Genomic DNA, 12,547 nt, shown 5'->3' on the forward strand with positions numbered 1-12,547 from the left:
GTCCGGCACCGCGTGCAGCCACCCATGGGGTGGCTCTACCCCGGGGAGGCATCGCCACAAAAAACGGCAGCCACCTGTACGAGCGTGGCTGCCGTGGAGGACCGTGCCCCCGCCGGGGGGCGGGGGTGGGTGAGGCTTAGAACTTCCAGTTCACGCCGACGTACAGCTGGCGGCCGGTATAGGTGTTGGAGATCAACCGCGCCTTGCTGTCGCTGCCCAGGTAGATCCGCTGTTCGGACTTGGTGGCATTGAGCACCGAGGCGGTCAGGGTCAGGGCATCGGTCAGGTTGTAGGCCGCGTTGAGGTCCAGCTGGTCGTACGGCTCGGAGTACTGGGTCAGGCCGTTGACCAGCCCGCCCACCACTTCGCCGCGGCGGTTGTACGAGGCGCGCGCCAGGAACTTCTGGTTCTCGTAGAAGATCGTGACGTTGGCCTGGTTCTTGGCGCTGCCCACCAGCGGCGAGGAGCCGATGTTCTGGCCGTCCAGCACGATGGAGGCCAGGTTGGTGTCGTTGTAGGTGTAGTTGGCCTGCACGCCGAAGCCCATGTCGAAGGTGTACTGACCGTACAGCTCCACACCCTGCGACACGCCATCGCGGCCGTTGGCTTCGGTTTCGTACTTCTGCACCGTCACCGTCTGGCCACCCACGGTCATCTGCTGGTCGCGCACCACCGGCACGGTGAAGTTGTCCACGTTCTTGCGGAACAGGGCCGCACCGGCCACCGAGCCCGGCTTGAAGTACCACTCCAGGCCGATGTCGAACTGGGTCGCTTCGAACGGCTCCAGATTCTTGTTGCTGCCGTGGCCATACCAGCCGGGGGTATCGGTGCCGCCGGCGACACGACGGTCGTTGCTGTATTCCTCGCTTACGTAGCTCAGGCTGCCGGGCGCCGCGATGCTGGTGTAGCCGGGGCGGGCGATGACCTTCGACGCCGCGCCGCGCAGCACCAGGTTGTCGGTGATGTCCCAGGCGATGTTGAAGCTCGGCAGGAAGTCGGTGTAGGTCCGTTCAAGCGAGGCGAACTCGTAGGTCTTCTCGCGGGCCAGGCCATCGGGCAGGCGCACGAAACCGCTCTGGCACACATAACCGGTGTTGGAGGCGATCAGCGGTCCAGCGGCCGGATCGTTGCAGCYCATCGGCGCGCCCGCGGCGTTGTCCTGGAAGTAGTCGTTGAACTTCTCCACCGAATCGCTGGACTCGGCGAACTGCTGGGTGCGCACCACGCGCACGCCGACGTTGCCGCGCAGGCGCTCGGTACGGAAGTTGGCCTGGAAGTAGCCGGAGTAGATCTTCTCGTTGACGTTGTAGACGAAGTCCTCTTCCTTGCGGCTGTAGGAACCGCCGTACTTCTGGTTGAGGAAGTCGATGTAGGCGGGGTAGTTGATGCCCGGGAACACGTTGGCGTTGAAGCCGCCGGCGATGTTGCTGATCGGGCTGGACAGGAAGAAGCCGGGCTGGGCCTGCCCCGCGGTCGAATCGCAACCGGCCTGGTAGCGGTTGTTGTCGTAGTCGGCCGGGTCCTTGCCCTGGCACACCCAGTAGGTGTTGCCGGTATTGCGGTGGACTTCACCATCACGGTACTTGGCGCCGAACTGGATCGAGTCCAGCCAGCCGCTTTCGAACATCTTGGTGACGTCGGCCTGGAAGTAGTTCTGCTTGACGCTGGTCTGCATCCACGACGAACCGGTGGAGCCGGTATCGATCTCGGCGATGCCGGCCATCAGCTGGTCCTGCAGGTTCGGCGAGAACGTGGCGCTCGGCGTGCCGGTCAGGTCCCAGGCGCTGTAGGTGTTGCCGGACTGCCACACGCCATCGACCTGGCGGCGCGGCTTGGCCGACATGCTGAAGTTCATCGACGGACCGCCCTCGGACCAGGTGCGGCCGCCGGTGAAGGAGGCCTTCCACAGCGGGCTGATGTCCCAGTCGACGGTGAGGTCGGCGGTCTGCGACAGCGCTTTTTCCTTGCTGTAGGTACCGGTCAGCTGCGGGGTGGGGATGGTGCAGTCGTCCGGACCCCAGCCACCCGGCGCCATGCCGGCGGCGGCGGCCTGTTCCTCGCTGCAGTAGTAGGTCTTGCCGGCCAGCTTTTCGTACTGCGCACCGGTGACGATGCTGCCACTGGGGTCGAAGCTGAGCCCGTTGAGCAGGCGGCCGCCGTCCCAGTTGCCGTCCCCGTTGTAGCGCGCCAGGTTCCATTCCGGAATCTTCAGCATGTTCTGGGTGTAATCCCCCTGCAGCTCGAAGCGGAAGTAGTTGGCGGTCAGGGTCAGGTTGTCCAGCGGCTTGAACTGGAAGGTGAACTGGCCGCCGGTACGCTCGCGCTTTTCTTCCTTGACCGCGAAGTTCACCGAGGTCGGCATGAAGAATTCGCTGTAGTTGCGCCCGCTCTGGTCATTGAAGCCGGACTGGCCCCACCAGTAGTGGATGCCGTCCTGCGACAGTACGTTGCCGTTGGCATCGCGTGCGTCGGTGCCGTTGCCGTACCACTGATAGTCCTCGGTGCTGGCCTGCATGGTGCGGCTGGTGCGGGTCTGCTTGGTCGCCCCGACCAGCAGGCCGAAACGCTCGTCCTTGCTGTGCCAGGAGTACAGCGCCGACACCTGCGGTTCGATGTCGTGGCTGGTATCTGACGACGTGCCTTCCAGGTTCACGTAACCGGAGTTGGCTTCCATATCCAGCGGACGACGGGTATGCAGGATCACCGTGCCGCCGATGCCGCCCTCGTCGATGCGCGCCTCGGGCGATTTGAACAGCTCCGCGCTGGACAGCATGTTTGCCGGCAGCAGCGTGTAGTTGAACGAGCGCGTCGCTTCGTTGTTGGTTTCCGAGGTGGCGACGTAGTTGCCGTTCAACTGGGTGAGCGTCAGGTCTGGGGCGAGGCCGCGCACGCTGACGGTCTTGCCTTCGCCGCCGCTGCGCTCGATGACCACGCCGGGCACGCGCTGCAGCGCATCGGCGACGTTTTTGTCGGGGAACTTGCCGACGTCCTCGGCGGTGATCACTTCGACCACGGCGTTGGCGTCGCGCTTCTGCTGCAGGCTCTTTTCGATGGCGTAGCGGTAGCCGGTGACGGTCACGCTGTCGAGCGTGGTGGCCTCCGGTGACGAGGCCGGGCTGGCCTGTTGTGCAAAAGCGCTGGCCGGAACCAGCGCGGCGGCGAACAGCGCGGCGGTAATGGCGGCCGACAGCGTGTCGCGGTTGCGCATGCGGGACATCTTGTTCATTCCACTCTCTCCCTCTCCTGGATTGAAACGGTGGCGATACGTGATTGAATCGATCTAATTTTCAAGGCGCCTTGGGGCGTCGAGTCGTGCGTCCGGCATGCAGCGCGTGGTGGTCCCCACCCACCCCCTCCAGCAATCGTGACCGTTTAAAGTTGGATCGATCTAAACGATTGGCGGGGATTTTTTAGCACGGCCCGGCGGGCGACGCATGCTGCTGCGCAATATGGCAAGCGCGCGTCGAGGGTGTGACGCGATCGAAAAAACCATGAAAACGTTTTCGTGCGCGGAGACGGCTGGGGAGGGATGGCTGTCGCGTCGCTTGCAGAGGCATCAGCCATCCATCGCCAGGTTGCGTCGAGGCCACGAACAGATGCTGAAGCGTCGGCCGGGCGGCACGGCGCAAGCGTGCCTCCGCCTATCCGGGCCCGCCATGTTGCGCCGCAGAATGCATCGGCCGAAATCCCCGTGCTTTACTTGAATCGATCTAAATTCACGGCAACGTGGATCTGGAGCCGCGTCCCGGGGAGACGCCCGGCCAGCAGTGGCGGGGCTTTGCGCCCCTTCGTCAGCACCGACATCGACCCACAGGATCCACCCATGCGCCGAATGCCGTCCGCCTCTGTCGTCCCCCCGTCACGCCGCGCCCTGCCACGCCTGGCCTGCCTGTTCGCCCTGGCGTTCGCGCCGATGCTGCAGGCCGCCGCCCCGATCGCGCTTGAGCGTGAGGTCAACACGTTCATCGGCAGCAAGGATGACGGCAACACCTTCCCGGGCGCCTCGGCCCCGTTCGGGCTGATCCAGGTCAGCCCGATCGGCGAGCACTACGCCGGCTGGCGCTATGACGATCCCAAGATCCGCGGCTTCGGCCACTCCTTCCTGTCCGGTGCCGGCTGTTGGGAGCAGGGCGGGCAGGTCTCGGTACTGCCGGTCACCGGCAGCATCGGCAAGGGCGGCGACTTCAACACCGACGATGCCAAGAGCTTCGACCACAAGCGCTACGCCTCCAGCTACACCCATGAGGGCGAGGTCGGCCAGGCCGGCTACTACAAGGTGCGCCTGACCGGTTACGGCGGCATCGATGCCGAGGCCACCGCGCGTACCCGCGCTGCGGCCGAGCGTTACACCTTCCCGGTCGACGCCGGTACCGGCCATGTGCTGGTCAACGTCGGCCAGGCCAACGAGCGGCATTCGGTGATCGGCAGCGTGATCGACGTGGTCGGCGACCGCGTGGTCGAGGGCAAGCTGGTCACCAAGAGCTTCTGCGGCGGGCACCAGTACACCACGTGGTTCCGCATCGAGTTCGACCGCCCGTTCAAGGCGTTCGGTACCTGGGGCGAAGAGGGCGGCCTGGCCGGTGCGCGGCATCGCATGGAAGGCGAACAAAAGCCCAGCGGCGCGTGGTTGAGCTTCGACGTGGGCAAGGGCACGGAGCGCGCGGTCACCGCGATCAGCGCGATCTCGCACGTGGACGCCGAAGGCGCGCGCACCAACCTGCGCAGCGACGGCATGCAGGGCGGCAAGCTGCTGGGGTTCGAGCAGATGCGCACGCAGGCCCAGCAGCAGTGGCGGCGCGAGCTGGCCACCACGAGCGTGGAAGGCGGCAGCAGCGATGACCGTACCGTGTTCTATTCGGCGCTGTACCACGCACTGCTGCAGCCGCTGACCGGCAGCGATGCCGATGGCCGCTACCGTGGCTACGACGACGCCATCCATCGCGCGGACGGCTGGACCTACTACGAGTATTTCTCGTTGTGGGATACCTACCGCGCGCAGAACCAGTGGCTGGCATTGACCCGCCCGGCGGTGGCGCGCGACATCGGCCGCAGCCTCCTGGCCATCAACGAACAGGGCGGCTGGCTGCCGCGCTGGGGCTACGCCAATTTTGAAACCAACATCATGACCGGCGATCCGGTCACCCCGTTCCTGGTCGACCTGTGGCGCTTCGGCGCGCTCGCCGGGCGCGAGGCCGAGGCCTACACCGCGCTGCGCCGCAACGCGTTCGAACAGCCGCCGCTCAACTCGCGCCATGCCGGTCGTTCCGGCAATCCGGGCTACGTGGAAAACGGCTTTGTGGCCTACGACCGCGCGTTCCCCTCCAAGGGCATGGACGTCGATCCGCATCACGGGGGCTCGGCCACGCTGGAATACGCGCTGGCCGACTGCGCGCTGGCACAGATGGCCGAGGGGCTGGGCCATGCCGACGATGCGGCTACGCTGCGCACGCGCGGCGGCAACTGGCACAAGGTGTGGGACCCGCAGGTGCGCGATGAAGAGACCGGCATGAGCGGGTTCCCGCGTCCGCGCATGGACGATGGCAAGTGGTACGTGCCGTCCGACGGCCACTACAGCCCGCGGTCGCACCATGGGTTCCATGAAGGCACCGCGTGGCAGTACCAGTGGCTGGCACAGCAGGACATGCCCGGCCTGATCCAGGCCATGCACGGCCGCGAGCAGGCCGGCAAGCGCCTGGATGCGTTCTTCGCCTACGACGTCCTGGTGCAGTCGCCGCTGACCGCCGCACGCAAGGAATGGGTGGTGGGGCCGTACAGCTACTACAACCAGTACCGCTACAACCCCAACAACGAACCGGACCTGCACGCGCCGTGGATGTACACGCTGATCGGCCAGCCGTGGAAGACCGCCACGGTGGTGCGCGCGGCCCAGCAGCTGTTCACCAATGCGCCCAACGGCGTGACCGGCAATGACGACCTGGGCACGATGTCGGCGTGGTACCTGTTCAGCGCGATCGGCCTGTACCCGGCGGTGCCCGGCAGTGGCCAGTTCCTGCTGCACACCCCGCGCTTTTCCAGGGTGGAGGTGGACCTGGGCACCGGCCGTAGCCTGACCCTGGCCGCCGCCGGTGCCGATGGCCGCACCCTGCAGTACGTGCAGGGCGTGCGCGTCGACGGCCAGGACCACGCGCCGGTGTGGCTGGACTGGACCCGCCTGCAGCAGGGCGGGCGCATCGACTTCGCGCTCGGCGCCCAGGCCCCGACCACCGGCTGGGGCACCCGCGCCGAGGCGTTGCCGCGCTCCTACTGCGCCACCCCGGGCGCGGTGCTGGAATGAACCTGCGTCTGCCCAACGGCTGCGCCCCGACCACCGGCACCGGCACGGTCCGTTGGCCGATGCGATCGTTTAGGCTTGCGGGATGACAAGGACCGGGCGGACACGATGAACGACAAGGCCACACCCGCAGGCAAGGGAACGCGCGCAGTCACCGTGACCGATATCGCCGAGGCGATCGGCGTGTCGCGGGCGACCGTGTCGCTGGTGTTGCGCGGCAGCCCGCTGGTCAACGTCGACACCCGCGCCCGGGTCGAGGCCGAGCTGCGTCGCCAGCGCTATGTCTACAACCGGGGCGCGGCCAACCTGCGGCGTCGCACGTCCTCCAGCGTGGCCCTGGTGATCAACGACCTGTCCAACCCGTTCTTCGCCGAGTTCGCCTCCGGCGTGGACGAGGCGCTCGGTGCCAAGGGGTTTGTGACCCTGCTCGGCAGCACCGGCGAATCGCCGCAGCGGCAGCAGGCGGTGTTGACCACCTTGATGGAACACACCCCGGCCGGCCTGATCCTGTCGCCGGCCGAAGGCAGTGACGCGGCGGAACTGCGCCAGGTGCTGGGCTTCAATGCCAACGTCCTGCTGTTCAACCGCGAGCCGCCCGGCGCCGACTGGGACTTCCTCACCCTGGACAACCAGCAGGGCGCCTACCTGGCCACCCGCCACCTGATCGAACGCGGTCACCAGCGCATCGCCTTCTTCGGTGGCCACGCCGATTCCAGTTCCTGCCACCAGCGTCGGCTGGGCTACGCGCAGGCGCTGGCCGAAGCGGGCAGGGACGTGCAACCGGACTGGCTGATCGAATCGGCGCCCAACCGCCTTGAAGCCGCCGCGCGCAGCGAAGAACTGTTCGCGCGCGATCCGGCGCCCACCGCGGCGGTCTGCTACAACGACAGCGTCGCCCTCGGCCTGATGCTGGGCCTGGCCTCGCGCGGGGTGCGGCCCGGCATCGATTTCGCGGTGACCGGGTTCGATGACATCTCCGAAGCGGCGGTTGCCCTGCCGCCGCTGACCACGCTCACGGTCAACCCGCGCGAGCGTGGCCGGCAAGCGGCCGAACTGCTGCTGCAGCGGCTGGACCATCCCGAAGCGGCACCACAACGCACCGTGGCGCCCGTACAACTGCGCATCCGCGCCAGCAGCGGCCCCGCGGCCGCGTGATGGCGTCTTCCTTCACCTGCTCGCGCAACGAGGCGCGTACCTGAATGCCCATTTCTCCAACGCCCCGACTGCCCTCCTCGTCTGCGTCCGCGCCCGTGGTCAACACGCGCATGGCCCTGGCCGTGGCGACCACGATCTTCTTCATGTGGGGCTTTTTGACTTGCCTCAACGACATCCTGATTCCACATCTGAAGGCGGTGTTCGAACTGAACTACGCCAAGGCGATGCTGGTGCAGTTCACCTTCTTCGGCACCTATTTCCTGATGTCGCTGCCGGCCGGTCGGCTGGTGGCGCACCTGGGCTACAAGAAAGGCATCGTGGCCGGCCTGGCCATTGCCGCGGTCGGCGCGCTGGGCTTCTGGCCGGCGGCCGAACTGCGCGTGTATGAAGCCTTCCTCGGCGCGCTGTTCGTGCTCGCCACCGGCATCACCGTGCTGCAGGTGGCGGCCAATCCGTACGTCGCGCTGCTCGGTCCGGAACAGACCGCGTCGAGCCGCCTGACCCTGGCCCAGGCATTGAACTCGCTGGGCACGGCGATCGCACCGATCTTCGGCGGCCTGCTGATCCTGGGCAACACGGTCAAGAGTGCCGATGAGCTGGCCGCGCTGCCGTCGGCCGAACAGATCGCCTACCGCGTGCAGGAAGCGCAGTCGGTGCAGGGCCCGTACGTGGGCCTGGCGATCGCGCTGGCGCTGCTGGCCGTGTTCGTCTACCTGTTCCGCCTGCCGGCATTGACCGAGACCACCGAGCAGGCTGACAGCGGCAARCACACGCTGCTGGACGCGCTGCGCCACAAGCACGTGCTGTTCGGCGTGCTGGCGATCTTCTTCTACGTGGGCGCGGAAGTGTCGATCGGCAGCTTCCTGGTGAACTACCTGTCGATGCCGGCCATCGGCGGCTTCACCGAGCAGCAGGCCACCCATTACGTGTCCGCGTACTGGACGCTGGCGATGATCGGTCGCTTCGCCGGCTCGGCGATCATGACCCGCTTCTCGCCGCGCGTGCTGCTGACCGTGTTCGCCGCGGTCAACGTACTGCTGCTGGCGCTGACCATGCTCAGCACCGGCCACGTAGCGCTGTATGCGGTGGTGGCGGTGGGCCTGTTCAACTCGATCATGTTCCCGACCATCTTTGCGTTGAGCATCGAGCGCCTGGGGCCGCTGACCAACAAGGCCTCCAGCCTGCTGATCATGGCCATTGTCGGGGGCGCGGTGGTGCCGTACCTGCAGGGCGTGCTGGCCGACCATATCGGTCTGCAGCCGTCCTTCATCCTGCCGCTGGTGTGCTACGGCTACATCATTTTCTATGGCCTGTCGGGTTCGCGCCCGAGCGCCGCATTCCGCCACGGAGCCTGAGGCCAGAATGAGCAAGATTGTCTGTTTCGGCGAGATTTTGATCGATCTACTTGCGCAGCCGCCGGCCAGCGCCGACACCCCGCGCGCGTTCCTGCAGTACGCCGGTGGGGCACCGGCCAACGTCGCGGTGGCCGCGGCGCGGCTGGGTGCGGACACCCATTTCGCCGGCATGCTCGGCAACGACATGTTCGGCGACTTCCTCGCCGAGAGCCTGGCCGACGCCGGTGTGGCCACCGACTGCATCGTGCGTACCGGCGCGGCCAAGACCGCGCTGGCGTTCGTGGCGCTGGACGCCCACGGCGAGCGCAGTTTCAGCTTCTACCGGCCGCCGGCGGCGGACCTGCTGTTCCGCAGCGAGCACTTCCACGCCAGCTGTTTTGACGGCACGCGCAGCTTCCATGTGTGTTCCAACAGCCTGACCGAGGCCGAGATCGCCGCGACCACGCTGGATGGCATGCGCCGCGCGCGTGCCGCCGGTGCGATGGTCAGCCTCGACCTCAACCTGCGTCCTGCGCTGTGGCCTGCCGACGCGAACCCGCTGCCGCGACTGTGGGACGCGCTGGTGCTGGCCGATCTGGTCAAACTCTCGCGCGAGGAGCTGGAGTATCTGGCCGCCGACCAGGCCGGTGGCGACGCGGCGGTGATTGCGCGTCTGCTGGCCGCGCAGGCCCAGGCGGTGGTGATCACCGACGGTGCCGCGCCGATCCGCTGGCACACCCGCCACGCCGATGGCGTACTCACCGGCTTCCGCGTGCAGACGGTGGACTCTACTGCCGCCGGCGATGCGTTTGTCGGCGGCCTGCTGTTCGGCATCGGTGAGCGCGGTGGTGATGGCGCCGGGTTCGCCGGTTTCTGCCAGGACCCGGCCGCGTTGACCGGTGCGATCCGCTTCGGTGCCGCCGTCGGTGCGCTCGCGGTCACCCGCAAGGGTGCGTTCGCGGCCATGCCCAGCCTTGAAGAAGTCCAGCAACTGCTGCAGCAACAACAGGATGACGCCGCATGAACACGCCCATCAATGGCACCCCGGTTCCGCCGACCCCCGATTTTCGCTCGCCCGAATTCCTGCGCGCCCACATCGCGCAGACCATGGCCTTCTACCAGCCGCACGAGATCGACCCGAAGGGCGGCTTCTTCCACTACTACCTTGACGATGGCAGCGTGTACGACACTGCGCATCGGCACCTGGTCAGCAGCACCCGTTTCGTGTTCAACCACGCCATGGCCTACCGGGAGTTTGGCAAGCCCGAGGACCTGGCGGCGGTCGAGCACGGCGTGCGCTACCTGCGCGAGGTCCACCGCAACGCGGCCACCGGCGGCTACGCCTGGACCCTGCGCGATGGCGTGGTCGAAGATGCCACCAACCACTGCTACGGCGTGGCCTTCGTGCTGCTGGCCTACAGCTGTGCGCTCAAGGCCGGCATCGGCGACGCGCGCGCATGGATGGACGAGACCTGGCAACTGTTGGAGACGCGTTTCTGGGAGTCGGCGTTCGGCCTGTACAAGGACGAAGCCGACGCCGCGTGGAACTTCAGCGATTACCGTGGCCAGAACGCCAACATGCACATGTGCGAGGCGATGCTCGCCGCTTTCGAGGCCAGTGCCGAGCAGCGCTACCTGGATCGCGCGCTGCTGCTGGCCGACCACATGACCCGCCGCCAGGCCGCGCAGGGCGATGGCCTGGTGTGGGAGCACTACGATCCGCAGTGGCAGATCGATTGGGACTACAACCGCGACAACCCCAAGCACCTGTTCCGCCCGTGGGGCTTCCAGCCCGGCCACCAGACCGAATGGGCCAAGCTGCTGCTGATCCTGGATCGGCACGTCCAGGCCGAGTGGCTGGTGCCCACCGCGCGGCACCTGTTCGACGTGGCCGTTGAGCGCAGTTGGGATGCCGCGCGCGGTGGTCTGTATTACGGTTTCGCGCCCGATGGCAGCGTCTGTGATGACGACAAGTATTTCTGGGTACAGGCCGAGTCGCTGGCCACCGCCGCGCTGCTGGCCAAGCGGACCGGTGATGCCGTGTACTGGGATTGGTACGACAAGCTCTGGGGCTATGCCTGGGAGCACATGATCGACCATCGTTACGGTGGCTGGTACCGCATCCTGGATGCGGACAACCGCACGTACAGCGACGAAAAAAGCCCGGCCGGCAAGACCGATTACCACACCATGGGCGCGTGCTACGAAGTGCTCAACGTAGTCCGTTGAATCCGGCGGAGCCGACCGTTGGTCGGCTACCCCAAGCCCCGGTAGAGCCGACCGTTGGTCGGCTACCCCAAACCCCGGCAGAGCCGACCGTTGGTCGGCTGCTCCCACAACCAGGCAGCCCACCATGCGCGCGCACCGCCGTTCCCATGTCGTTGCACCGGCCTGCTGGCTGTTGCTGGTCCTGCTGACCGCGTGGGCACTTCCCGTAGCGGCCGCCCCCTTGGCGGCGGACTGGTCATTCCGCCTGCTGCCCGGTGACGCGCGCGGTGCCGCGCACCCCGGCCTGCAGCAGTGGCGCACCGCGCAGGTGCCAGGCGCGGTGCATACCGACCTGCTGGCGCAGGGGGTGATCCCCGATCCCTACGTGGGGGCGCCCGAGGCGGACCTGCAGTGGATCGGGCTGGCCGACTGGGAATACCGTGCGCGCTTCGACGTAGACGCGGCCACGCTTGCACGCGCGCATGCCGAGTTGGCGTTTCAAGGCCTGGACACCTTCGCCACGGTGAGTTTGAACGGGAAACCGCTGTTGCAGGCCAACAACAGCCACCGCACCTGGCGCGCGCGGGTGGACGGCCGGTTGCGTGCCACCGGCAATGAACTGCGCATCGTGTTGCGGTCGCCGATCAGGACCCTGCTGCCGGGCGTGCAGGCGATGCCGCACAAGATCGCCGGCAACTATCCCTCGCCGTATGGCGATGAGCCCAAGGACGCGATGGTCGGCAATTTCGTGCGCAAGCCCGGTTACCACTTCGGTTGGGATTGGGGCCCGCGTTATGTGACGGCGGGGATCTGGCGCCCGGTGCTGCTCGACAGCTGGGATGCACAGCGCTTGACCGACGTGGCCGTGCACACTCGGGCGCTGGACGCCGCGCATGCCGATCTGGCGATCACCGTGCAGGTGGAAAGCGCCGCGCGTGGCACTGCTGCAGTGCGCGTGGAGATGCTGGATCCGGACGGTGTGTCGGTGGCCCGCATCGATCGTGTCGCCTCGCTGCGTGCCGGCGACAACGCCATTACCGTGCCGGTCTCGCTCAAACAGCCGCGCCGCTGGTGGCCGGCGGGGCAGGGCGAACAGGCGCGCTATACCGTGCGTGCCACGCTGGCACCCGAGAGTGCTACGCCACGCCGTATCGAGCAGCGCATCGGCCTGCGCACCGTGGAGCTGCGTCGCGAGGCCGACCGCCAGGGCGGGCAGGGCTTCGCCTTCGTGATCAACGGCGTGCCGATCTTCGCCAAGGGCGCCAACGTCATTCCGTTCGACATGTTCCCGGCGCGGATCGATGCGGCGCGGATCCGCCGCGAACTGACCGCCGCACGCGATGCCAACATGAACATGCTGCGCAACTGGGGCGGCGGCTACTACGAGGACGACGCATTCTTCGACATCGCCGACGAGCTGGGCCTGCTGGTCTGGCAGGACTTCATGTTCGGCGGCGGCATGCAGCCCGGCTACGATCCGGCGTTCCGCGCCAATGTGGTCGCCGAAGCGCGCGASAACGTGCGCCGGCTGCGCCACCATCCCAGCGTGGTCCTGTGG

The 12,547-nt window shown here is 67.1% G+C and carries 7 protein-coding genes; 6 read left to right on the plus strand and 1 reads right to left on the minus strand.

The window, feature by feature from the left end; genetic code table 11:
- Nucleotides 1-136 precede the first annotated feature (136 nt).
- Nucleotides 137-3,226, minus strand: a complete 3,090-nt coding sequence (locus AC1DQP_RS09030; protein ID WP_478051444.1) for a TonB-dependent receptor — start codon at nucleotides 3,224-3,226, stop codon at nucleotides 137-139.
- Between the two features lie 597 nt (nucleotides 3,227-3,823).
- Between AC1DQP_RS09030 and AC1DQP_RS09035 the strand changes: the two genes are divergently transcribed.
- From AC1DQP_RS09035 to AC1DQP_RS09060, 6 genes are all read left to right on the plus strand, one after another.
- On the plus strand, nucleotides 3,824-6,295 hold the full coding sequence (locus AC1DQP_RS09035; protein ID WP_457319522.1) for a GH92 family glycosyl hydrolase: 2,472 nt from the start codon (nucleotides 3,824-3,826) through the stop codon (nucleotides 6,293-6,295).
- Between the two features lie 105 nt (nucleotides 6,296-6,400).
- On the plus strand, nucleotides 6,401-7,447 hold the full coding sequence (locus AC1DQP_RS09040) for a LacI family DNA-binding transcriptional regulator (protein WP_457319523.1): 1,047 nt from the start codon (nucleotides 6,401-6,403) through the stop codon (nucleotides 7,445-7,447).
- A gap of 44 nt (nucleotides 7,448-7,491) precedes the next feature.
- Nucleotides 7,492-8,802 (plus strand): L-fucose:H+ symporter permease, encoded by a 1,311-nt coding sequence (gene fucP, locus AC1DQP_RS09045; RefSeq protein ID WP_478051445.1) that lies wholly within the window; start codon nucleotides 7,492-7,494, stop codon nucleotides 8,800-8,802.
- Between the two features lie 7 nt (nucleotides 8,803-8,809).
- Entirely contained in the window at nucleotides 8,810-9,805 is a 996-nt protein-coding gene (locus AC1DQP_RS09050) for a carbohydrate kinase family protein (protein ID WP_478051446.1), read from the plus strand.
- Complete coding sequence (locus AC1DQP_RS09055) at nucleotides 9,802-11,010, plus strand: AGE family epimerase/isomerase (protein ID WP_457321329.1); 1,209 nt, start codon at nucleotides 9,802-9,804, stop codon at nucleotides 11,008-11,010. The genes AC1DQP_RS09050 and AC1DQP_RS09055 overlap by 4 nt, the downstream gene beginning before the upstream one ends.
- Before the next feature lie 124 nt (nucleotides 11,011-11,134).
- The coding region (locus AC1DQP_RS09060; protein ID WP_478051447.1) for a glycoside hydrolase family 2 protein at nucleotides 11,135-12,547 on the plus strand (1,413 nt) is incomplete at its 3' end.

This window comes from Stenotrophomonas sp. P5_A8, assembly GCF_056400545.1.

Coding starts and splice junctions, on each gene's coding strand:
- AC1DQP_RS09040 (WP_457319523.1), top strand. CDS start 6,401: ATGAACGACAAGGCCACACCCGCAGGCAAGGGAACGCGCGCAGTCACC.
- AC1DQP_RS09050 (WP_478051446.1), top strand. CDS start 8,810: ATGAGCAAGATTGTCTGTTTCGGCGAGATTTTGATCGATCTACTTGCG.
- AC1DQP_RS09035 (WP_457319522.1), top strand. CDS start 3,824: ATGCGCCGAATGCCGTCCGCCTCTGTCGTCCCCCCGTCACGCCGCGCC.
- AC1DQP_RS09055 (WP_457321329.1), top strand. CDS start 9,802: ATGAACACGCCCATCAATGGCACCCCGGTTCCGCCGACCCCCGATTTT.